The sequence below is a fragment of the Marinobacter sp. SS5-14b genome (assembly GCF_030541005.1).
Classification (GTDB): domain Bacteria; phylum Pseudomonadota; class Gammaproteobacteria; order Pseudomonadales; family Oleiphilaceae; genus Marinobacter.
In genome coordinates this window covers 171,169-192,340 of record NZ_JASSVM010000004.1, presented here as the reverse complement: position 1 = coordinate 192,340, position 21,172 = coordinate 171,169, and the positions used below count along the sequence as shown (strand labels likewise).

At 57.2% G+C, this 21,172-nt stretch carries 19 protein-coding genes; 8 read left to right on the top strand and 11 right to left on the bottom strand.

From position 1 onward, the window contains the following. Window positions 1–48 precede the first annotated feature (48 nt). Together mutY and QPL95_RS10855 are read right to left on the bottom strand one after the other, a co-directional pair. A complete protein-coding gene (gene mutY / locus QPL95_RS10860; RefSeq protein WP_303290990.1) occupies window positions 49–1,113 on the bottom strand; it encodes an A/G-specific adenine glycosylase in 1,065 nt (354 codons plus the stop codon). Continuing rightward, window positions 1,113–3,347, bottom strand: coding sequence for an AsmA family protein (locus QPL95_RS10855; RefSeq protein ID WP_303290989.1), 2,235 nt, complete (start codon window positions 3,345–3,347; stop codon window positions 1,113–1,115). Before QPL95_RS10855 ends, mutY begins: the two co-directional genes overlap by 1 nt. A 196-nt stretch (window positions 3,348–3,543) precedes the next feature. On the opposite strand from QPL95_RS10855, the gene QPL95_RS10850 reads away from it, so the two are divergent. The 5 genes from QPL95_RS10850 to hisF all read left to right on the top strand — a co-directional run bounded on the left by QPL95_RS10850 (window position 3,544) and on the right by hisF (window position 7,070). Further along, on the top strand, window positions 3,544–4,005 hold the full coding sequence (locus QPL95_RS10850) for an SRPBCC family protein (RefSeq protein ID WP_303290988.1): 462 nt from the start codon (window positions 3,544–3,546) through the stop codon (window positions 4,003–4,005). Between the two features lie 107 nt (window positions 4,006–4,112). Next, entirely contained in the window at window positions 4,113–4,706 is a 594-nt protein-coding gene (hisB, locus tag QPL95_RS10845; RefSeq protein WP_303290987.1) for an imidazoleglycerol-phosphate dehydratase HisB, read from the top strand. A 28-nt stretch (window positions 4,707–4,734) separates the two neighbouring features. Continuing rightward, entirely contained in the window at window positions 4,735–5,373 is a 639-nt protein-coding gene (gene hisH, locus QPL95_RS10840; RefSeq protein ID WP_303290986.1) for an imidazole glycerol phosphate synthase subunit HisH, read from the top strand. Between the two features lie 176 nt (window positions 5,374–5,549). Then, window positions 5,550–6,287: a 1-(5-phosphoribosyl)-5-[(5-phosphoribosylamino)methylideneamino]imidazole-4-carboxamide isomerase gene (hisA, locus tag QPL95_RS10835; protein ID WP_303290985.1), complete on the top strand. Its 738-nt coding sequence runs from the start codon at window positions 5,550–5,552 to the stop codon at window positions 6,285–6,287. A gap of 9 nt (window positions 6,288–6,296) precedes the next feature. Beyond that, complete coding sequence (gene hisF, locus QPL95_RS10830) at window positions 6,297–7,070, top strand: imidazole glycerol phosphate synthase subunit HisF (RefSeq protein WP_303290984.1); 774 nt, start codon at window positions 6,297–6,299, stop codon at window positions 7,068–7,070. Here hisF and QPL95_RS10825 read toward each other — a convergent pair. The 4 genes from QPL95_RS10825 to gpmI all read right to left on the bottom strand — a co-directional run bounded on the left by QPL95_RS10825 (window position 7,067) and on the right by gpmI (window position 12,089). Beyond that, window positions 7,067–7,846 carry a divergent polysaccharide deacetylase family protein gene (locus tag QPL95_RS10825; RefSeq protein WP_303291240.1) on the bottom strand — a complete coding sequence of 260 codons (780 nt, stop codon included), beginning with the start codon at window positions 7,844–7,846 and terminating at the stop codon, window positions 7,067–7,069. The genes hisF and QPL95_RS10825 overlap by 4 nt on opposite strands. A gap of 35 nt (window positions 7,847–7,881) precedes the next feature. Then, a complete protein-coding gene (locus QPL95_RS10820; RefSeq protein WP_303290983.1) occupies window positions 7,882–9,288 on the bottom strand; it encodes a S41 family peptidase in 1,407 nt (468 codons plus the stop codon). A gap of 96 nt (window positions 9,289–9,384) precedes the next feature. After that, complete coding sequence (locus QPL95_RS10815; protein WP_303291239.1) at window positions 9,385–10,503, bottom strand: murein hydrolase activator EnvC; 1,119 nt, start codon at window positions 10,501–10,503, stop codon at window positions 9,385–9,387. A 38-nt stretch (window positions 10,504–10,541) separates the two neighbouring features. Continuing rightward, window positions 10,542–12,089 carry a 2,3-bisphosphoglycerate-independent phosphoglycerate mutase gene (gene gpmI / locus QPL95_RS10810; protein ID WP_303290982.1) on the bottom strand — a complete coding sequence of 516 codons (1,548 nt, stop codon included), beginning with the start codon at window positions 12,087–12,089 and terminating at the stop codon, window positions 10,542–10,544. Window positions 12,090–12,249: 160 nt separating this feature from the next. Here gpmI and QPL95_RS10805 point away from each other — a divergent pair, with 160 nt between their 5' ends. Continuing rightward, window positions 12,250–12,666, top strand: coding sequence for a rhodanese-like domain-containing protein (locus QPL95_RS10805; RefSeq protein WP_303290981.1), 417 nt, complete (start codon window positions 12,250–12,252; stop codon window positions 12,664–12,666). A gap of 132 nt (window positions 12,667–12,798) precedes the next feature. Then, window positions 12,799–13,296 carry a protein-export chaperone SecB gene (gene secB / locus QPL95_RS10800; RefSeq protein ID WP_303290980.1) on the top strand — a complete coding sequence of 166 codons (498 nt, stop codon included), beginning with the start codon at window positions 12,799–12,801 and terminating at the stop codon, window positions 13,294–13,296. A gap of 74 nt (window positions 13,297–13,370) precedes the next feature. Here secB and trmL read toward each other — a convergent pair whose 3' ends face one another. The 5 genes from trmL to traF form a co-directional block, all read right to left on the bottom strand. Further along, window positions 13,371–13,835 (bottom strand): tRNA (uridine(34)/cytosine(34)/5-carboxymethylaminomethyluridine(34)-2'-O)-methyltransferase TrmL, encoded by a 465-nt coding sequence (gene trmL, locus QPL95_RS10795; RefSeq protein ID WP_303290979.1) that lies wholly within the window; start codon window positions 13,833–13,835, stop codon window positions 13,371–13,373. A gap of 5 nt (window positions 13,836–13,840) precedes the next feature. Then, complete coding sequence (locus tag QPL95_RS10790; protein ID WP_303290978.1) at window positions 13,841–15,019, bottom strand: acetyl-CoA C-acetyltransferase; 1,179 nt, start codon at window positions 15,017–15,019, stop codon at window positions 13,841–13,843. A 111-nt stretch (window positions 15,020–15,130) separates the two neighbouring features. After that, window positions 15,131–16,243 (bottom strand): multifunctional CCA tRNA nucleotidyl transferase/2'3'-cyclic phosphodiesterase/2'nucleotidase/phosphatase, encoded by a 1,113-nt coding sequence (locus QPL95_RS10785; protein ID WP_303290977.1) that lies wholly within the window; start codon window positions 16,241–16,243, stop codon window positions 15,131–15,133. A 98-nt stretch (window positions 16,244–16,341) separates the two neighbouring features. Next, window positions 16,342–19,017: an EAL domain-containing protein gene (locus tag QPL95_RS10780; RefSeq protein WP_303290976.1), complete on the bottom strand. Its 2,676-nt coding sequence runs from the start codon at window positions 19,015–19,017 to the stop codon at window positions 16,342–16,344. Between the two features lie 8 nt (window positions 19,018–19,025). Further along, window positions 19,026–20,354, bottom strand: coding sequence for a conjugal transfer protein TraF (gene traF / locus QPL95_RS10775; protein ID WP_303290975.1), 1,329 nt, complete (start codon window positions 20,352–20,354; stop codon window positions 19,026–19,028). A gap of 251 nt (window positions 20,355–20,605) precedes the next feature. On the opposite strand from traF, the gene QPL95_RS10770 reads away from it, so the two are divergent. Further along, a complete protein-coding gene (locus QPL95_RS10770; protein ID WP_303290974.1) occupies window positions 20,606–21,142 on the top strand; it encodes an LPP20 family lipoprotein in 537 nt (178 codons plus the stop codon). Window positions 21,143–21,172: the final 30 nt, after the last annotated feature.

Genomic DNA, 21,172 nt, shown 5'->3' with positions numbered 1-21,172 from the left:
CCTGTGTTGAGGTACTGGCTGGCAGGATGATAACAGATCGTTGGTGCTTCAGAGCAGGGCGGCTTGCTCCGGCTCGGTCAGCAGGGTGCGGATGGGGGCGGGCAGCCCCAGGTTCAGGGCTTCATCACGGTGCAGCCAGCGCTGGTCGCCAGAGTCTGCAACGGCCGTGCTGCCGGTGATGGGCAGGCGGGCTGGCTGTATGTGCAGGTGATAGTGGCTGAAAGTGTGGCGAAAGCCACGGATCAGTTCGGGGTCGCTGCAGGTGAGCCCAAGCTCCGTCTCACAGGCGTATTGCAGTTCTTCTGGGCCATAGGCAGGGTCCAGTTCCGGCAGGCTCCATAGGCCGCCCCAAATGCCGCTGGGCGGTCGCCGCTCAAGCAGAATACGGCCATCGGGGTCTTCGATAATCAACATCCAGGTCGTTTTCTCCGGCTTTGTTTTTTTCGGTTTGGAGCCGGGGTAGAGGCGGGTTTCCGAGTGTGCGTAGGCCTGACAACCCGTGTTCAACGGGCAACTTTCGCATTTCGGTTTACTGCGGGTGCAGACCATCGCGCCCAGGTCCATGATGCCCTGGGTGTAGTCGCGCACGCGGGTGTCTGGCGTATGGGTTTCGGCGTGTTCCCACAGTTGTTTCAGTACCGAAGTCTGTCCCGGCCACCCGGGTACGGCGTGGTAGCGGGCCAATACCCGTTTTACGTTGCCGTCCAGAATCGCAGCCCGCTTGTTGAAAGACTGGGCCAGAATCGCAGCGGCGGTTGAGCGCCCGATGCCGGTGAGTGTTTCCAGTGTTTCCTGGTGTTGCGGGAACTCACCGTCAAAATCCTCAACCACCTGCTTTGCCGCCTTGTGCAGGTTTCGTGCCCGAGCGTAGTAGCCAAGACCGGACCAGTGGCTGAGTACATCATCCTCCGGCGCTGAGGCCAGCGCCCGGACATCCGGAAAGCTGGCCATAAAGGCTTCGAAGTAGGGGATAACGGTGGCTACCTGGGTCTGCTGAAGCATGATTTCAGAGACCCACACCCGGTAGGCATTGCGGTCATGGTGCCAGGGCAGGTCGTGCCTGCCGTGTTGGTCGTACCATGTCAGGAGCTTGTCAGCGAACCGGTCAGCCATTATTTGAACAGGCCTTTGAGGGCATCTTTCACTTTTTCGCCCTCTTCGCCCAGCTTCTCCTGCAGCTTTTCGTCAACTTTGTCCTGGGCTTTCTGTTTTGCTTCATCCACCTTTTCTTCTGCCTTTTGTTTGGCTCGGTCTACTTCTTCTTTCGCCTTGGCGCGGACAACGTTGGAGGCAATGTCTTGCAGGGTGTCGCGGAAGCGGGAGCCATCAAAGGAGCACAGTCCCGCTGGGTCTTCGGAAAAGTTTCCGCGGCATTCCACCGGAATAACCACATTCTCTACGTACTCGGTAACACGACAAGCCTGGTCTCGATGGATTTCGCCAACAATGCGCAGGCCCAGTTCGTAGTCCACTGCGCTTTGCTCCAAATCTACGGTGCCCTTGCCTTCCAGGCGCATGCCCGCCAGGGCGGCGACCAGATCGGTATTGTTAAGGGTGTTGCCGTTAATCTTCAGCGTGCCACGCATGTCGTTGAACGGGGTAGTCGTGCCCCAGTCTGTGGTGGTCAGGGAATCCTGGTTGACCAGGGCTATACCCTGACAAGCCATGCGAGTCAGATTCATTTTACGAAACTGACCTTCCGCCAGATTGAAGCTGATGTCGCCTTTGGCATTATTGCGAAGGGCAGAGATGCGGTTGCCGTTGGTGTCCACTGCGAGCTTCAGATTGGCGCCGCCCGACAGCATGTCGACCTCGGCCAGTTGAGTCAGTAGCGGAAGCGTCTGCACGTTGCTGACGTCAGAGCGTACGCTCCATTTGGGGTTGTCGCTGCGGGCGTCAATGGTCACGTTGGCGCCGAAGCTGCCTTCATATAGCTTGCCGCTGAACTCATCGACTTTCAGCAGACCGTCTTTGGCGGTGGTGCTGGCCTTGATTTCGTTGATGGTCAGGTTGCTGACGATCAACTCACCCAGGCCAAAGTCGATATCCAGCAGCAGCGTACGCAAAGTCTCGAGTGGCAGCAGGTCAGTTTCCGGCTGATTGGTGGTGGATGTCTGCTGCGCGGAACCTTCGGCTGCGGGCTCCGGGGAACCGGCCTCATCTTCTTCCGGTGTCGGTGGCAGGTAGCGGTCAGCGTTCAGTTTGTCTCCGTTCAGGTCAAACACCAGTCCGCCCGTTGCCAGGGTGTAGCTGCCGCCGCCGTTGAAGCTGGTGTCATCCAGTTTGATCTTCAGGTCGCTGAGCGCAACGGAGCCAGGCTCGCCACCCAGGTTGGTGGACAGGGCAATGGCTTTGAGCACTTCCGGGTCCTCGGTTTCGATGGCTGGCTGGCCAAGGTCGCTGAGCAGTTGTTTCAGGGAGAACTCGGAGACGTCAAGGCGGCCATCGATGGCAGGTTTGTCGCCAAAACCTTTCACATTGAGATTAGTGCTGAGTTTCAGGTTGGCCAGGCTGGCGGTGAAGTCACTGAGTGACGCGGTTTCATTCTCCAGGTTGGCGACCAGAGAGCCGCCCATTTCGGCGGTCACGGATTTGCCTCCAAAGGGAGCGCCGCTCATATCAAAAACAGCCTGCAGACCAGACATGGCAAATTCGTTGAGGGCCTGGTTGGCGGTCAGGTTGGCGCTGATGTTGCCGTCTACGGCAAACACCGGTTGCGTGGTTTCAACCCTGAAGCGGATATCCAGCGGGAATTCGGAACCCAGCGTGATGTTGCTGGCCGATACGGTGAAGTCCTCCAGAGTTACTGACTGTCCCGTACTGAGGTCGTTGTAGTGAACGCTGGCGTTGCTGACCTCCACGTTCTCAACGTTGAAGTTCAGGGGGGTTCCACCGGCTGCTTGTTCTGCCGGCTCGGCCGGGGATTCTTGTGCCGCTGTGTCGCTGCTATCCGATGTTTTCTCAGGCATGATGCGGGCCCAGTTGCCTTCACCTTGCTCATTCACTTCGAGGTGCGCATCCAGACCGTTCAGCAAAAAAGTGTTTACCTGGGGCGACATGGCAATAAGAGACCAGAAGTCTATCTGGGCGATCAGCTGTTCGAGGGCGATAAATCGCTCGCCCTCCAGAGTGGCTTCAACCTGATTCAGTTCCAACCCAAGTGGGATGAAAGACCAGCCTATATCTCCCTCAAGCTGCAGTTGCAGATTCGTGCTTTTTTCCACGGCGGCTTCAATCTGAGGCTTGTAATCATTGGGGTTGATAACGGCAACCGCAATAGCAACGGCTGCAACCGCCAGTATGATCAGGGCGATGACGGCGTAGAGCGCGTAGCGGATAACTTTCATGGCGAGCTTTCCTTTTCTTCCCGGCAGGGTGGATTGCCTGACGTGTTACGAATGAATTACTCAAAGGATAACGCAGGGTTAGCAAATTAACAGTGCAGGAATATGACAATGCGGTAGTCTTGCGTCAAAATACACCGCAAAAAACGAGGCTGGAGAAATGCTCCGGCGCGCAAATAAGCATAAAAAGGAGTCGGCTGTGGCCATTACCGTATCGATTGAGCTGAACCGTGAACTCGAGATTCCGGCAAGCTATGACGAAGTATTCGATCTGTTGGCAGACGTTCCCCGTTCTGCCAGCCACTTTCCGAAAGTAGACAAGCTGATTGATCTGGGCGGTAACGCCTACCGCTGGGAAATGGAGAAAGTGGGCGTAGACAAACACGCCATTCAGTCCGTTTATGCCTGCACCTATCATCCAGACAAAGACGCAGGGAAAATCACCTGGGAACCTGTGAAAGGTGAGGGCAATGGCGTCGTGAGCGGCTCCTGGGTGCTCACGTCCAAAGGCGACAACGCCACCGCCGTGCGTTTTCAAACCAGCGCTGCCTTGACCGTACCCCTGCCCAGCCTGCTTAAGTTGGCCATCAGCCCGGTGATCAAGCACGAATTCAACAGCCTGGTTGATACCTACATGGCCAACCTGAAAAAGGCGTTCTGAGCTATCAGGGTGATTGATCCCATTGCGGGACTCCGGCTGTGTTAATCGGTATAATCTGCGGACATAAATGTTTTCGGTAGCAAGCCAGTTTTCACAACGGAGTCTCCATGGCCGAACGTAAGGCTCGGGTAGAGCGAAATACCCTTGAAACCCAGATTACCGTTGAGATTAATCTCGACGGCACCGGCAAAGCCTGCTTTGACACCGGCGTGCCCTTTCTTGATCACATGATGGACCAGATCGCCCGTCATGGCATGATGGATCTGGATATCACCTGCAAGGGTGACCTGGAAATCGACGACCACCACACCGTGGAAGACATCGGCATCACCCTCGGCCAGGCCTTCAAGCAAGCCGTGGGCGACAAAAAGGGCATCCGCCGCTACGGCCACGCCTATGTGCCGCTGGATGAAGCATTGTCCCGAGTTGTCATTGACCTCTCCGGCCGTCCCGGTTTGCTCATGGACGTCCCCTACACCCGCGCTGTTGTTGGCGGATTTGATGTTGACCTGTTTGCAGAATTTTTCCAGGGCTTCGTCAACCACTCCATGGTGACCCTGCACATCGACAATCTGAAGGGCAAAAACACCCACCACCAGATCGAAACCGTGTTCAAAGCCTTCGGCCGCGCCCTGCGCATGGCGGTTGAAATGGACGAGCGTATGGCCGGAATTACTCCGTCCACCAAAGGCGCGTTGTAACCGGTCACCGACAGGAATCTGAAACACCATGAAGACCGTCGCCATCATCGACTACGGCATGGGCAACCTGCACTCTGCCCGCAAGGCCGTGGAGCACGTGGCCCCGAATTGCACCGTATTGGTCACCGACAACGCCGACCAGATTCGCGAAGCCGACCGGGTGATCCTCCCCGGCGTCGGCGCCATCCGCGACTGCATGGCCGAAATGCACCGTTTGGGCGTGGTTGAACTCGTCAAAGAAGTCTCACAGGACCGCCCGTTCCTCGGCATCTGCGTCGGCATGCAGGCATTGATGGCCCGCAGCGAAGAAAACGGCGGTGTGGAAGGCATCGGCCTGTTTCCGTCCGAAGTCCGCTACTTCGGCGACAACCTCACTGAAAACGGCGAACGCCTGAAAGTGCCTCACATGGGCTGGAATCAGGTGTACCACACCGTAAACCACCCACTCTGGCACAACATCCCGGACGGCGACCGTTTCTACTTCGTGCACAGCTACTACGCCGAAGCCGAAGGCAATGCCGATATGGCCGGCCGCACCCGGTACGGTGTCGACCTGGCGGCAGCGGTGGCGAGAGACAACATCTTTGCAGTGCAGTTCCACCCGGAGAAAAGCGCCCGGGCAGGTCTGCAGTTGCTGGAAAACTTCACGAACTGGACTGGAAAGTAAGCAGGTAAGCACATAGTAGCGCTCTGGGGCAGTAAGGCCTTTCAGGGACTGTCTGCAGCAGGGATGCTGCAGTCAAGCGTACAGGGATGTATTCACAGCGTGTCCCTGAAAGGCCTCCCTGCTCCAGAGTGCGAGCGCCAAACTCCTTGCCCGACTTTCTGAATAGGAAGAACAAAATGCTGATTATCCCCGCAATCGATCTGAAAGACGGCAAATGCGTAAGACTGCGCCAGGGCCGCATGGACGACTCCACCGTATTCGGTGACGACCCCGTCGACATGGCCACCAAATGGGTAGAGGCTGGCGCCCGCCGCCTGCACCTGGTTGACCTCAATGGCGCCTTCGCCGGCGAACCGGTGAACGGCGAAATCGTCAAAGCCATCGCCGCCAAATACCCGAATCTGCCCATCCAGATCGGCGGCGGCATCCGCTCCGCAGAAACCATCGAAGCCTATCTCAAGGCCGGCGTGCAGTGGGTGATCATCGGCACCAAAGCCGTTAAAGAGCCCGAATTCGTCACCGAAATGTGCAAAGAATTCCCAGGCCACATCATCGTCGGCCTGGATGCCAAAGATGGCCGCGTAGCCACCGACGGCTGGGCTGAAGTTTCTGAAGTTATGGCCGTAGACCTGGCCAAACGCTTCGCCAACGACGGCGTATCCTCCATTGTGTACACCGACATCGCCCGCGACGGCATGATGCAGGGTGTAAACGTGGAAGCGACCGCCAAGCTGGCAGAAGAAGGCGGCATCCCGGTGATTGCCTCCGGCGGCGTCACCAACATGGACGACCTCAAGCGCCTGGCGACCGTCGCCAACAAAGGCGTGATCGGAGCCATCACCGGCCGAGCCATTTACGAAGGTACCCTGGACGTTGCAGAAGCCCAGGCCTACTGCGACAGCCTGAAAAACTGAGGAAGCACCATGGCACTGGCAAAGCGCATCATCCCCTGCCTGGACGTAGACAAGGGCCGCGTGGTCAAAGGTGTTAACTTCGTGGACATCCGCGATGCCGGCGACCCTGTTGAAGTGGCCCGTCGCTACAACGAGCAGGGCGCAGACGAAATCACCTTCCTGGACATCACTGCCAGCAGTGAAAGCCGCGACACCACTTATGAGACCGTCGAGCGTATGGCAGCGGAAGTGTTTATCCCGCTGACCGTGGGCGGTGGCGTACGCACCGTAGATGACATTCGCAAGCTGCTGAATGCTGGCGCAGACAAAGTGTCGATCAACACCGCGGCGGTATTCAACCCGGACTTCGTGCGGGAAGCCGCTGACCGTTTCGGCAGCCAGTGCATCGTGGTGGCCATAGACGCCAAGCGCGTCAGTGCCGACGGCGAAGAACCACGCTGGGAAATCTTTACCCATGGCGGCCGCAAGCCCACCGGGCTGGATGCGGTTGAATGGGCGAGAAAGATGGTGCAAATGGGGGCAGGGGAACTGCTGCTGACCAGCATGGATCGTGATGGAACCAAGATCGGTTTCGACCTGGGGCTGACCCGCGCCATCAGTGATGCCGTGGCGGTGCCGGTGATTGCGTCAGGCGGAGTTGGTGAGCTACAGCACCTGGCGGATGGCGTTACCATGGGCGGTGCCGACGCTGTACTGGCGGCGTCTATATTCCACTTTAGTCAGCACACCATCCCCGAAGCCAAAGCCTTCATGAAGGCCCAGGGCATCGAAGTCCGCGATTAATTGCTCTTTGCGTAAGCAGGCCGGATGGCCTGCTTCTCGCCTTCTGCAAACATTTCCCGATTGTTGTTGCGCATGGCCCAGAGGCCACTGACCGTGGCTATCGCGATACCCTGTTCATCCAGTTTGGGCAGGTACTTTTCAAGGTAGTCCACCGTGACCTTGTGAGGATGGCCAATGCCGATGGCGGTGCCGTTCTCTTTGGCCGTTTTGATCAATAAACGGAACTGCTGATCCACGAACTCTTCGGTTTGCTCGTGATCGAGAAAGACATCCCGTGTCAGGCTTGGAACCTGGTAGGCGTCGGCCACACTGCCTGCTATTGATGAGGCAATGGTGCGGCTGTCGACAAAATACACCGGGTAGCGGTTCAGCTCTTTCATCACCCAGTCCATCGGTTGCAACTGCTGAGTCAGCAGGCTGCCCATATGGTTGTTTACGCCGGCTACATGGGGAATCGATTGCAGTGCCCGCCGCAAGGTGGTGGCAATGGCCCGTTCGTCCATATCCGGTGTCAGCCCGCCAGGGCCAAGGCCGAAATTGCGGGTGTTGGCCATTGGCGCATGCAGCATGACTTCTTTGGCTTTGGTGTGGGCCAATTTGGCCAGTTGAACGGTGTGGCGGCGGTAGGGCAGGAACGCGAGTGTCAGCGGCTGGTCAAGATGGGCCAGGCGCCGACCCTCGTGGAGGTTGTGGCCCATGTCATCAATAATGATGGCAATGGTGGGCGCCTGGCGCTCACCAGGCTCCGCACCGGAGACTGAACCGGTCGACAGCATCAGGGCTGCGGCCCACAAGACAGCGATCTTCAGTTTCACTGATTGTTGCCCTGCCGGTCGCCCTTTCTGTTGCCTGAGAGAATGTGCATGCCCTTGAGCAGATTCAGTGCAGAACGCAGCTGATAATCCCTGTTTGCCATAGATTCCTGGGCTTGTTCGTTTTGCTCCCGTTCCTTCCGTGCTTTTTCCTCATCTTCGCCTTCAAGATGGCCGCTAAGGTCTGCTTCGGTAAAGAACGGCTGACTGTCGAGTTCGGTCAGTTCCGCCGGTCGCACTTCGATATCCGGCTTGATGCCCTTGGCCTGGATGGAACGGCCATCAGGGGTGAAGTAACGGGCGGTGGTCATCTTGATCGCATGGGATTCGTCCAGAGGTATGACGGTTTGAACACTGCCTTTACCAAAGGATTGAGTACCCATCACCACGGCACGCTCGTGATCCTGCAGTGCGCCGGCCAGGATCTCGGAGGCCGAAGCCGAGCCACCGTTAATCAGCACTACAATCGGCGTACCTGCCATCAGGTCTCCGGCCTTGGCGCTGAAGCGCAGGCGAGAGCTCTGGATGCGGCCTTCGGTGTAGACGATCAAGCCTTCATCGAGTAAAACGTCGGCGGTTTCAACCGCTGCCTGCAATACGCCGCCTGGGTTGTTTCGAAGATCAATCACCAGGCCGTCCAGATCGCTGCCGTGCTCGTCTTCCAGTTTGGTCAGTGCATCCCGGAATTGCCGGCCGGTTTCAGCCTGGAACTGGGTAATCCGAACGTATCCGTAGCCGTTGTCGATCATGCGGGATTTTACGCTGGTGACCTTGATGACATCACGGGTGACATCGATCTCAATAGGGGCATTCTCACCTTCCCGCATGATGGTCAGTGTGAGCACTGTGCCGGGCTTGCCGCGCATCAGGTTGACGGCTTCCTCAAGCGACATGCCTTTCACCGGCTTTTCATCCAGCTTAATGATCAGGTCGCCGGCCTGCACGCCTGCTTTTTGAGCCGGAGTGTCGTCGATAGGGGAGATCACTTTAATGAAGCCGTTTTCCATGCCGACTTCAATGCCCAGGCCGCCAAACTCGCCGGAGGTGCTTTCCTCAAGCTCTTCGTAATCTTTGGGCGCCAGGTAGGTAGAATGTGGGTCGAGATCTGACAGCATGCCTTTGATGGCGCTTTCCAGGAGTTTGCTGTCGGACACATCCTCTACATAGGCATCTTTAATGCGGGCAAACACCTCGGTAAATTTTCGCAGGTCTTCCAGCGGCAGCTGCTCTTCCGGGTCTGGAAGCTTGAGCTCAACGCGCTCACCGTTCTGGATGCCTTCCAGAATCTGCTGGGCTTGCGCTTCGTTGTCCTGAGCCAGGGTCAGCCCGGGAATGGATAACAAACAGGTGGCCAGGGCCAGAGAACGCAGTTGTGAGATCTGGAGTGTGCTTTGAGCCCGTTTCATTCACATATCCTGTTTTGTTTCCAAGAGTTGGACTGGTGATTTGTTTGCGACAGTATGGCGCTCGCAGAAGCGTTTGTCAGCCCTTCGCTGTGCTGTCTATGGCCTGCCCAGCCAGGTGCGTGGGTTCACCGGTTTTCCGTTGCGGCGAACCTCGAAATACAGGGCGGGGTCTTCTGTGCCGCCGGTACGCCCGGCCAGTGCAATGGTCTCGCCCGGGCTGACCCAGTCGCCGGGTGCCGTGAACAGGCTGCTGCTGTGGCCGTACAGCGTCATGTAGCCGTCGCCATGGTCGATGATCGTCATTAATCCAAAGCCACGAAGCCAGTTGGCAAATACCACGCGGCCGTGGTGCACCGACTTTATCTCGGCTTCTTCAGCAGTGTTGATGATGAGCCCGCTGCGGCGCAACTTGCCGTCTGCATAACTGGCGCCGTACTGACTGACCACTTTCCCCTGGGCCGGCCACGCCAGCTTATTGCGCAAGGATTTGAACGGTCGGGATTCGTTGGGTGAGGGAATGCTGGCAATGGCCTGCTGAACTTCCTCCAGCAGCGTCTCCAGGCGCTTGCGATCTGCTTCCAGAGTTTCCTTTTCGCTGCGTCGGTTGCTGATGTCAGCTTTCAGGGAGGCCAGAGTCCTGGCTCGCGCCTTGCGGTTTTCGGTGAGTTGCTGCTGCCTTTGTTCCAGGCCGGCCTCTGTCTTTGCCAACTCCACCCTAGTGGCCTGTACTTCAGCCCGGGCTGCTTTCAGTTCACGCAGGCTTTTCTGGAAGGCCTCCAGCCGCTCGACGGTATCTTTGCTGAGATACTCGTAGTAAGTCATGGTGCGGGCAATTTTGCCCGGTTCGATTTCGTTCAGCAGAATTTTCAGTGCGGGTGCATCGCCTTCCATCCAGGCGGCGCGTATTTGCTTTTTCAGGCTCTGGCGCTGCGTTTCGAGGGTGTTGGCGAGTTCGCTTTCCTGTTTTTGCAGTTCGCCGAGGCGCTGTTGTTGTTCACCGGCCTGTTTGCGGAGTTCCCGTCGTTCACGGGTTAGCTGTCCGATGGTTCGCTCTGTTGCCGCCAGTTGCTTTTCCAGGCTAGAGCGGTCCTTTTCCGCATCGGCCAGCCACTCGTTAATGTTGGCGATGCGTTCTTTCAGCGCATTCACCTGCTCAGGCGTCACATCCTGTTCAGCGTGCAGTGATGCGGCCCCCAGCATGAGGGCCAGCATCATTACGAGGGGGCGGTTCAAGGTGGCGGCCTGTAGTCGGATCAGCCTATCTCCGCCAGGCTGTGGCCGGTCATTTCTTTCGGAGCCTTGTCGCCCATCAGAGCCAGCAGGGTGGGTGCGATATCGCACAGGCTGCCGTCATTTTTCAGCGTCACCTTGCGATGCCCGGTGTATACCAGCGGTACCGGGCCAATGGTGTGGGAGGTGTGTACCTGGCCGGAGCTGGGGTCGGTCATCTGCTCACAGTTGCCGTGGTCGGCTGTGATCAGAGCTTCACCGCCCACTTCGTCCAGAGCTTCAACCACCCGCTGCACGCACTTGTCCAGGCATTCCGCGGCTTTTACGGCGGCTTCCATCTTACCGGTATGGCCCACCATGTCGCCGTTGGCATAGTTGCATACGATCAGGTCGTACTTCCCGCTCTTGATCGCTTCCACCAGCTTGTCGGTGACTTCCGGTGCGCTCATTTCTGGTTGCAGGTCGTAGGTGGCCACTCTGGGTGAGGGCACCAGAATGCGGTCTTCGCCTGCAAAGGGGGTTTCCATACCACCGTTAAAGAAGAAGGTAACGTGGGCATACTTTTCGGTTTCGGAAATGCGCAGCTGGGTTTTGCCCTGGCTGGCGATGTATTCTCCCAGGCCGTTACTGAGTTGTTCCGGCGGGTAAGCGCAGGATGTTTTGATGTCGGCGGCGTACTCGGTGAGCATCACAAAGTCTGCGAGTTCCGGGTGCTTGCGACGGTCAAAGCCATCAAAGTCCGGATCGACAAACGTGCGGGTCATCTCCCGGGCACGGTCAGCACGGAAGTTCATGAACAGCACAGAGTCGCCGTCGTTGATGGTGCCGGATGGCTGGCCTTCTTTGCCGATGTGAGTCGCTTTTACGAACTCATCATTTTCACCGCGCTCATAGGCCTGGTCCAAAGCGGTAACCGGGTCGGCGCAGGTAAATTCGGCATCGCCCAGTGTCATGGCGTTGTAAGCGGCTTCTACACGGTCCCAGCGGTTGTCACGGTCCATGGCGAAATAGCGGCCCACGATGGTGGCTACCCGGCCTACGCCCAGGCTTTTCATCCTGGCGGCTGCTTTTTCGAGGGAGGGGCGAGCGCTGCGCGGCGGCATGTCCCGGCCATCCAGGAAGGCGTGAATATAGACTTCTTTAGCGCCACGTGCCGCCGCTAACTCGGCCGCTGCCAGCATGTGATCTTCGTGGCTGTGCACGCCGCCGGGCGACAGCAGGCCCATGATGTGTACGGCTTTGCCGTTGGAGACCGCTTTGTCGATGGCGCTGCACAGCGCTTCGTTTTTCTGGAAATTGCGGTCTTCAAGATCTTTGTCAATGCGGGTCAGGCTTTGATAAACCACCCGGCCGGCGCCGAGGTTGATGTGGCCCACTTCGGAGTTGCCCATTTGGCCCTGGGGCAGCCCGACAAACATGCCGGAGGTATTGATCAGGGTTTTGGGCTGAGTCTGCCAGAGCTTGTCCCAGAAGGGGGTGTTGGCGTTGGAGATGGCATTGTCTTCTGCCGGGTCACGATGGCCCCAGCCGTCGAGGATAATCAGTGCAGTGGGCTTGCGCGTCGCGGTCATCATTTCGTCCGGTTGGTTGTAAAGATAACGGGTGAAAAGTAGGGCAGATTGTAACCGTTTTCATTTGCGCAGGCCACGCGGTATGGCTGAAGCTTCCTTACCTTCTTTGAGCGGGTGTGGGTGTGTATAATCCGGCCAAACCAATTTTCAGGGTAGTTTCATGGACCGCTTGTTTGAATTTGTTATTAACCACTACATCCTGGCTTCGTTGTTCGTGGCGTTTTTGCTGGCCATTCTGGTGCTTGAGTCCCGCCGCGGTGGCGCCAAAGTTTCAGCCCAGGGCGCGGTGACACTGATCAACAAAGACCAGGCCATTGTGCTCGATATCAGAGACCGTAAAGAGTTCGCTGAAGGTCGTATCACCGGCTCTATCAACATTCCGCTAAGTGGCCTTAAAGGCCGGATTAACGAGCTGGCCAAGCACAAAGAAAAGCAGATTATTGTGGCGGACAAAATGGGGCAGCACTCGGCCATGGCTGTGAAGCAGCTGAAAGAAGAAGGCTTTGCGGATGTGGTGCGTTTGAACGGTGGTATTGCGGACTGGAAGGCCAGCAACCTGCCGCTGGTGAAAAAGTAACAGGGCTTGATCTGATTGGCGATCTGTCGCACTGTTTCACATTACTGTCCGGAACCAGGCAGTAGACTGTTCCGGCAAACGTGACCATAACAACGGGCCCGGCCCATACTACGAAAAACGAAAGGACTGATCATGGCTGAGAATCAGCAAGCCGCAGGCAACGAAAACCAGAACCAACCCCAGTTTGCCCTTCAGCGTATTTATGTGAAGGACCTCTCTTTTGAATCTCCGAACGCTCCCCTGGTGTTTCAGGAGCAGTGGAAGCCACAGGTTAATCTGGACCTGAATACTTCCCACAACAAGATCAGTGACAACCAGTTTGAAGTGATCCTGTCGATGACCGTGACAGCCAAGCTGGGTGAAAAAGTGGCTTATATTGTTGAGATTCAGCAGGCGGGTGTGTTCCTGATTTCTGGTATTGAAGGACCTCAGCTGGGCCAGATGCTGGGTGCTTACTGCCCGAATATTCTGTTCCCCTACGCTCGCGAAGCCATTGATGGCACCGTCAGCAAAGGCAGCTTCCCGGCTCTGATGCTGGCACCAGTGAACTTTGATGCAATTTACGCCCAGGCTCTCAAGCGCAAGCAAGAAGAAGCCGCTGGCGAAGCGAAGGAAGAGCAGACTCACTAAGCTCCGTGTTGTTGCCTTCGAGCACAAAAAAACCGGCTGAGGCCGGTTTTTTTGTGCCTGACGGGCAGGATTATTCAGGTGGCGCCGGGGAAGCCAAGCTGGCGCCAAGCTTCATACACCACTAATGCAGCGGTATTTGACAGGTTCAGGCTACGGCTTTGTGGCTGCATGGGTACCCGCAGCCGGTGGTCGGCGTGCAGGCCTTCCCGCACATCGGCTGGCAGGCCCCGGGTTTCCGGCCCGAACATCAGGTAGTCGCCATCCTGAAACGCCACTTCATGATAGTGGCGGGAGCCCTTGGTGGTCAGTCCGAACAGGCGCTCGGGCTTCTCGGTATCGAGAAAACTCTGGTAATCCGGGTGAATCTTCACTGTGGCGTACTCGCTGTAATCCAGCCCGGCTCGCCGCATCTGCTTGTCTTCCAGGGAGAATCCCAGAGGCTCGATCAGGTGCAGCTGGCAGCCGGTGTTGGCACAAAGCCGGATGATATTACCGGTGTTCGGCGGTATCTCCGGCTCATAGAGTACAACGTGCAGCATGCAGCTTAGCGCTCTACGGCCAGGGCCACGCCCATGCCACCGCCGATGCACAAGGTGGCCAGGCCTTTTTTGGCATCACGGCGAACCATTTCGTGCAGCAGGGTGACCAGAATCCGGCAGCCGGAGGCGCCGATTGGGTGGCCCATGGCGATAGCGCCGCCGTTGACGTTGACCTTGCTGGTATCCCAGCCCATGTCCCGGTTTACTGAAATGGCCTGGGCCGCGAAGGCTTCGTTGGCTTCAATCAGGTCGAGCTCTGCTGCTGTCCAGCCAGCGCGCTCCAGGCAGCGTTGGCTGGCAGGAATCGGCCCGGTGCCCATAATGCTGGGGTCAACGCCGGCATTGGCGTGGGCTTTAATGGTGGCCAGTGGCGTCAGGCCGAGTTGCTTTGCTTTTTCTGCGCTGCACACCATAACGGCAGCAGCACCGTCGTTCAGTGAAGACGCGTTACCCGCAGTGACAGAGCCGTCTTTTTTGAAGGCCGGGCGCAGTTTGCCAAGGCTTTCTCCGGTCACACCTTCGCGGGGGCATTCGTCTTTATCGACGACCAGCGGATCGCCTTTACGCTGGGGAATGCTCACCGGAACAATCTGTCCATCAAAATGGCCGGCATTCTGGGCTGCGACAGCTTTTTGCTGGGAAGCAGCGGCAAACTCATCCTGTTCTTCACGGCTGATGCCGTATTTTTCCACGATGTTCTCGGCAGTGATGCCCATGTGGTAGTCGTTGAAGGCATCCCACAAGCCATCGTTCACCATGGTGTCGATCATGCTCCAGTTACCCATGCGCTGGCCATTCCGGCTCTTGGGCAGTACATGCGGGGCCTGGCTCATGTTTTCCTGGCCACCAGCAATGATCATGTCGGCATCGCCGCACTGGATGGCTTGAACGGCCATGTGCACGGCTTTCAGGCCAGAGCCGCATACCTTGTTGATGGTGATTGCAGGTACCGAGGCGGGCAGGCCGGCATTGATGGTGGCCTGACGGGCCGGGTTCTGGCCGCTGCCAGCGGTCAGTACCTGGCCCAGAATGACTTCGTTGACCTGTTCGCCGGCGACGCCGGTTTCTTCGATCAGGGCCTTGATAACAGCCGAGCCGAGCTGGTCAGCCCGCAAACTCGACAGGCCACCGCCAAAACTGCCAATGGCGGTACGTTTTGCGGCAACAATGACTACATCACGCATGGGATATCTCCGTTGCAAAGGGCAGGGTCGGTTGATGGCCTGCCTGCGTTGTGAAAGTTGGCAGGCATTGTAGCGGGAAAGCCACATAGCGCCAAAACAACCAAAGTCGGGTTATGGCGACAGTGCCTGCGTGATAAGTGTCAGCCGTTTGTTGCGAATGGCGTCTCCCAGCTCCTTGCCCTTGAAGCCCTGCTTCAGTAAATCCTGTGGGTTCACCGCGGTAGCAACGCGTGCTGCGCTGCGCAGTTGTTCAATGAATACAGTCTGCTGATCGGAGACGGTACAGGCGAGGGTGTCCAGCAATTGTTCAAAACGCTCCGGGCGGCGCCAGAGATCTGCCAGGTCGAGCATTTCCAGGGCGGAGTCCGGCGGTAGAGAGTTGTCCCCGAAGCCGGAAAGCCTTTCGGTAAACCGGCACACCAGCAGCGTGAGATCACGGCAGTCATTCGGGCTTTTCATGGCCTTGGCGCGGGCGACGGCCTGGGGCTCGGGCACGGCAGATAACAGCGCGGCAAATCGCTGTGCGGTAGAGCCATTTTTGCGACTTGTGCAGTGAAGTGCCTGAAGCCCGGCGCGAAATACACCAAGGTTCGCCATTTCCGGAATCAACACATCCAGTGCGTCCAGGTCCCGAAGTACCTCAAAGAAAACCCCCGGTGTCTGCTCGTGCAACGCTCGCTGGACTTCCTGCCAGACTCTTTCCGGTACCAGGTCTTCCAGTTCTCCACGGCTGACCATGGCGCGCATCAGACCCATGGTTTCCTGGCAAATGGTGAATCCCAATGGGTGCAGGCGGGCGGCGAAGCGGGCGGTTCTCAGAATGCGCAGTGGATCTTCGCTGAAGGCTTCCGACACATGCCGGAGTTTTTTCTGTTCCAGATCCGCAAGGCCGTTAAATGGATCAACCAACTTGCCATCCGTGGTTTTTGCCATCGCATTAATGGTGAGATCCCTACGCCTGAGATCGTCTTCCAGTGTGACATCCGGTGCGCTGTAGACGGTGAAGCCGTGATAGCCGCGCCCTTGCTTGCGTTCTGTGCGGGCCAGGGCGTATTCCTCTCCGGTTTTGGGGTGCAGAAAGACCGGAAAATCAGCACCGACCTGTCGAAAGCCCTGTTGCTTCATTGCCCCCGGGGTTGCGCCCACCACCACCCAGTCGCGATCTTTAACGGGAATGCCCAGCCGTTCATCGCGCACTGCGCCGCCCACAAGGTAGATTTCCATGATTTGACATCCTGACTGGTGGTGTAGGGTGCTGCTAGCCTGAAACCAGGGGAGGATTATCGACGGCTTGCGGGCGCTTCGCAAATCAGCCGAGGCATTCAGCGTTGGGCGGGAACATTTTTGCTGCTGGGTAACCAGTCGGTCTCAGCCAACCAGTCCAGAATCGACTCCTGATCCATCGGACGGGCAATATGGTAGCCCTGAATAAAGTCGCAGCCGAGCTCAGTCAGCATTTTCTCAGTGCTCGCGTTCTCCACACCTTCGGCCACCACCACATAGCCCAGATCGTGGCACATGTTGACGGTGGTGCGCACGATGGTGGCGTCGCCCTGATTCGTGGCCATTTCCATGACAAAGGAACGGTCGATTTTGATTTCGTTCACCGGCAGTTTGCGAATGTAAGACAGTGAAGAGTGACCGGTGCCGAAATCATCGATCGACAGGCGAACATGGGCCGTTTGCAGTGCCCGAAGCATGCTCAGGCTGATGGTAGGGTCCAGCATGGCGGCGGTTTCGGTCACCTCCAGCACCAACCTCTGGGCCTGCACCTGGTGTTGCTCAAGCAGTTTACAGACATCTTCGCAGAACTCGGGCTCCCGCAGGTTGGCGGCAGAGATATTGACCGATACCGTGGCATCGCAGTCGCGTTCATCCAGGGCTTTGCAGAACCCCAGGGACTCCTGGATAACCCAGCGGGTCAGCGGCTTGATCAGCCCTGTGCGCTCCGCCATGGGTATGAACTCGTCCGGTGGTACAAAACCATGCTCGGGATGATTCCAGCGAATCAGCGCCTCAAAGCCCGCGACCCTGGCTGTTTTCAGGTGGATCTGTGGCTGGAAGTGCAGGTTCAGCCGGTTGTTCTGAATAGCCTCGCTCAAATCGCTCATCAAGGTGAGCCGGCGGGCGTTGTAGGGGTTCATTTCCGGGCGGTAGAGTGATACCCGGTTGCTGCTTATCCGGGCTTCGTCCAGGGCAATAAACGCATGACGAAGCAGTGTTTGCGCATCGTAGTCGGCAAGTTTGGCCAGGCTGCAGCCTGTCGCAAACATCAGCTCAAGTGACAGATCAAGGAAGGTCAGGGGCTTGCTGAATTCCTGGGTCAGGCGGTTCGCTTCCTCGAGCAGAAGCGTCTCATTTTCGCCCCGCAGAATGAAGGCGAAGCTGACCCCCTCAATATGGGCCACGTACCAGTCTTGCCCTCTGGTTTGCTCGAGTGGAACCGCCAGTAAAGATGCTCCAACGGACGTATTGATGCGGCTCGCAAATTGCGCCAGCAATTCATCTGCATGGTGGTGGCCGAGGGTTTTGTTAACGTCATCGAATTGTTGCAGGTGCAGCAGGAACAGGGCGGTGACCTTCTCGCTACCGGTTGTCAGAACCGTGCCCGCCTGGCGCTCAAACAGTGAGCGGTTCGGCATGCCGGTCAGCTCGTTATGACTGGATGCGTGAAGCAGTGCGGTTTCCGCTTTTCTTTGATGATGCATTGCCTCCAACGCCGCCTGGCGCTCACGCATGCTTTCCATTCGCTGACGGTTGAACCGGTCCGTCAGGGCAAACGAAAACAGCAAGGCCTGGATCGTCGTGCCGATGAGGATGCCGTAGTCACTGAGAATAGTCGTTGGCGCGAGGCCCACTTTATTCAGCACGGTAACCAGTAACAGTGCCAGTAATGATGCCCAGGCAACCGAGAAGATGCGTGCGGATTTTTCCCCTTGTTGCCAAAGATGGAAGCTCGCAAGAAGGTTGATCACCGCAAACGGCAGAATCAGAGCGATCGAAATGCGGGTTGAGATCGCGTAGGGCAAGAACACTGCCGCGACCGTCGCAAGTGACAGTGCCCCAATCAAGACGTTAAAAATGCGGTTCCAGCGGGGGTGTCTGGCCCCGAGTTCCAGGTATGAACGCGCAAACAGCGATAACATCAGCTGGCAAAGGGGAACTGCGAGCAGAATCACGTATTCGTTCCAGGCCGGGCTGTGGGGATAAAGGTACTGATAGGCGAAACCGTTAAGCCCCATCATCACCGTTAGAGTACTGGTGACCAGAAGCACGTAGTACAGGTAGGCCCGCTCCTTAAGGCTCAGAAACAGGAACAGGTTGAAAATGGCCATCACCAGCAGAATGCCGTAGAAAGCGCTTTCCAGGGCCAGGTCTGTATGGCTGTAGGCTTGAAACGGTTTCTCCTGCCACAGGGTCAGGGGAAGCTGCAGAGAGCCGCTGGTTTGAACTCGTAAGTACAGGGTGTAACTTTCGCCAGGGTTCAGGTTCAGCGGGATGATGAAGTCCCGGTGTTCCACCGGGCGAGCGTTGAAGGGTCTCAGGTCGCCGGTGCTCGCAATCTGGGTTAATCCGCTTTGCTGGTTGGCGAGGTAAACATCCACGTAATCCAGCATGGGATAGGCTATTTCAAGCAGCCAGCTGGGGGCTTCTTCCACTGCAGGCAGGTTCAGTTTGATCCGGAACCAGTGAATACGGGCATCGTAGCCAAAGCTTATATCGTCAGGGGCTTGTGTCCACCTGGACTCGGGCAGTGCTTGTACGTCGCCAGGGGTCAGGTTATCGGTGTCTGCTAAGTACTGCACCTGGTCGTGCAATGGCAGTGAATCGAGCGCCGGGTCAAGGGTAGCTGCGCTGGCCCAGGCTGGCGCCAGACACAGAAGCATCAGCCACAGTGCCCACAAGCCGAAACCGGCCGCCCGTTGTCTGGGTGGCCGGTCAGCTGGCATGAGCCTGCGGGGGCGACTGTTACGGTTGTTGCCCCGGCATCGAATCATGGTATTGCTCAGAACGCGGTGCCAAGCTCGATAGCCGCGCCAACGTCAGCGCTGCTGTAGAGCGCGCCGATGTCGAGGCGGGCACCCAGAATGTTCAGGCCAAGACCTGCGGTGAACTGGGTTTTTTCTTCGATACCGTCGTTGTCGTCGTTACTGGCCAGGTTGTGACGTACACCGGCGCGCAACTGGGCGTAGCGCCAGGCATCAAATTCGGCACCGAGGGCCAGCCACTGGGTGTCGTCTTCGTAGCCGAAGGCTTCTTTTTTGGTCAGGTCAAGCTCGGCGGTTACTACGTGATAGTCGCTTTTGTGAGCGATGCCGGCGGTGACCATGGGGTTGAGTTCGAGGGTGTACTTGTCCTCAAATGCAGCGCCGCGGCTCTGAGCGGAATCCAGCTCCATCGGGATCAGGTTCTTCACCACCACGCCGGCGTTCCACTCGCGGTTTTCACCGAAAGCGTAGGCGGCACCGACATCCAGGTTGAATCCACTTTTTTCGGTCTGGTAATCATCACCGTCAAATTCGTCGTCTTCGAAGCCAGAGACAGTTTCGGTGTATTGGAAGGTGCGGAGTTCGACGTACTTGGGAGTGACGCCGAGCTGGAAGCGTTCGCCGTTGTTCAGCTCGAAGGTTTTCGCGATACTAATACCGGCTTCTGCAACAGCTGAGGCCAGAATTCTTCCGCGGGAGTCAAATTCGATTTCGCCACCATCCTCCAGTTTTCGCTGGTTGACCTCTGCTTCCAGTTGCGCGGCTGCGTTGGGGCCTGAGTTTGCGGCATTAACGAGGGTGTTCAGGAAGGCTTCATCGTTGTTAGAGAGCTCTCCGCGAACGGTAGCGGTGAGACTGGCGCTGGTCACGAAACCGACGGAGATTGAGTTTCCGGGAACCGCGAAACCCAGGCCTAGGCCAGCGTTGACTCGGACCGTGTCCTTGTTGAAGTTAACCAATCGGTCCCGAAGATCTTTTGCTGTAGCGCCCAAGGCTTGAGCGTTGCCTTCACTAAGGTTGTTTTCCAGGTTGCTAACGTCTTGGTCGAACTGGTCAATCACGTCCTGAATATCATCAACCTGATCAATCACCTCTTCTTCGTCCGCTGCCCGAACATTAACAGATGGCAGCATCAGCCCAAAATCATCTGCCCAGTCGTGTTGCTGTGCCGCCATCATGGCCGGGTTTGAGTTTGGGGCTGCAGAAGGGGTGGCAACTGCAACGCCAGTACCGCCCATGGCGAACGAGCGGGACGACATAAAGGCTTGGGGGCTGGCCAGAGCGGAGGTGGTGGCGATGGACAGGCCAATGGCCAGGGAGAGCTTACTCAGACGATTCACGTGCATGGAGGATCCTTTATTTATTCGGTTGCATTAACAAACGGTTATTTGGAATAAAGGTTAGATCAGATTTTTCTGGGAAACAGCGCACAACCGGTAACGGTTTGTTCTTGATTCGTAAACAAAGGCAGACTTTTGCCGTCTTTGCCCCCTCTGTCCTGTGCCTGATAGCCATAAATCTACTTCAATCAGAAAGTTGTGGATGGTGGCGCGATTTTTTCATGGTTTTCAGGAAAGTGTTTTCCGGAGACAAGAAAATGACACTGCGCTGGACTTTAATTCCCGTTTTGGTTGTTGCCCTGGCGGGCTGCGCGCCCGTTGGCAGTTACCGTGGCCAGCAGGATGCATCGAAAGAGTTTGAGCCGATCACGGTTCGTGTCAGTGGTTTTGGTACCTACGAAGATGCCCGGGGCGATCGCTTGAATACCCGCAAGCGCCTGATGGCACGCAGGGCCTCCCAGCTGGATGCCTACCGTAACCTTGCTGAGCGTGTTTATGGCACGGTGATTTATGGCAGCTCCACGGTGAATGATTTTGTGTTGAACAGCGATAACTTCCGCACCTACGTTGACAGCTACATTCGCGGCGCCCGTATGGTGGCCGTTAACGAGCACAGTGATGGCGTGGTTGAAACGGTGATGGAATTGAAACTCGAGCCCAGGTTCCGTGCCTGCGTAGCCCGGGTGGCTGACGATCAGGTTCGTGATGCCTGTGGTATCCCCATGCCTCGTCACAATGACCGGGTGGGCGATGTGGAAGCCCGTCGGGTTGATTCGCTTTATTATCTGGATTGAATCCCCACCTGCTGGTGGGTTTTGGGAGTG

Bases quoted from the DNA above. Each gene is read 5' to 3' on its own strand.
- hisH (WP_303290986.1), top strand. From the start codon at position 4,735: ATGAAGACCGTCGCCATCATCGACTACGGCATGGGCAACCTGCACTCT.
- QPL95_RS10855 (WP_303290989.1), bottom strand. From the start codon at position 3,347: ATGAAAGTTATCCGCTACGCGCTCTACGCCGTCATCGCCCTGATCATA.
- secB (WP_303290980.1), top strand. From the start codon at position 12,799: ATGGCTGAGAATCAGCAAGCCGCAGGCAACGAAAACCAGAACCAACCC.
- traF (WP_303290975.1), bottom strand. From the start codon at position 20,354: ATGCACGTGAATCGTCTGAGTAAGCTCTCCCTGGCCATTGGCCTGTCC.
- QPL95_RS10770 (WP_303290974.1), top strand. From the start codon at position 20,606: ATGACACTGCGCTGGACTTTAATTCCCGTTTTGGTTGTTGCCCTGGCG.
- hisA (WP_303290985.1), top strand. From the start codon at position 5,550: ATGCTGATTATCCCCGCAATCGATCTGAAAGACGGCAAATGCGTAAGA.
- hisF (WP_303290984.1), top strand. From the start codon at position 6,297: ATGGCACTGGCAAAGCGCATCATCCCCTGCCTGGACGTAGACAAGGGC.
- gpmI (WP_303290982.1), bottom strand. From the start codon at position 12,089: ATGACCGCGACGCGCAAGCCCACTGCACTGATTATCCTCGACGGCTGG.
- hisB (WP_303290987.1), top strand. From the start codon at position 4,113: ATGGCCGAACGTAAGGCTCGGGTAGAGCGAAATACCCTTGAAACCCAG.
- QPL95_RS10785 (WP_303290977.1), bottom strand. From the start codon at position 16,243: ATGGAAATCTACCTTGTGGGCGGCGCAGTGCGCGATGAACGGCTGGGC.
- QPL95_RS10825 (WP_303291240.1), bottom strand. From the start codon at position 7,846: ATGCTGTCGACCGGTTCAGTCTCCGGTGCGGAGCCTGGTGAGCGCCAG.
- mutY (WP_303290990.1), bottom strand. From the start codon at position 1,113: ATGGCTGACCGGTTCGCTGACAAGCTCCTGACATGGTACGACCAACAC.
- QPL95_RS10780 (WP_303290976.1), bottom strand. From the start codon at position 19,017: ATGATTCGATGCCGGGGCAACAACCGTAACAGTCGCCCCCGCAGGCTC.
- QPL95_RS10820 (WP_303290983.1), bottom strand. From the start codon at position 9,288: ATGAAACGGGCTCAAAGCACACTCCAGATCTCACAACTGCGTTCTCTG.
- QPL95_RS10790 (WP_303290978.1), bottom strand. From the start codon at position 15,019: ATGCGTGATGTAGTCATTGTTGCCGCAAAACGTACCGCCATTGGCAGT.
- QPL95_RS10815 (WP_303291239.1), bottom strand. From the start codon at position 10,503: ATGATGCTGGCCCTCATGCTGGGGGCCGCATCACTGCACGCTGAACAG.
- QPL95_RS10805 (WP_303290981.1), top strand. From the start codon at position 12,250: ATGGACCGCTTGTTTGAATTTGTTATTAACCACTACATCCTGGCTTCG.
- trmL (WP_303290979.1), bottom strand. From the start codon at position 13,835: ATGCTGCACGTTGTACTCTATGAGCCGGAGATACCGCCGAACACCGGT.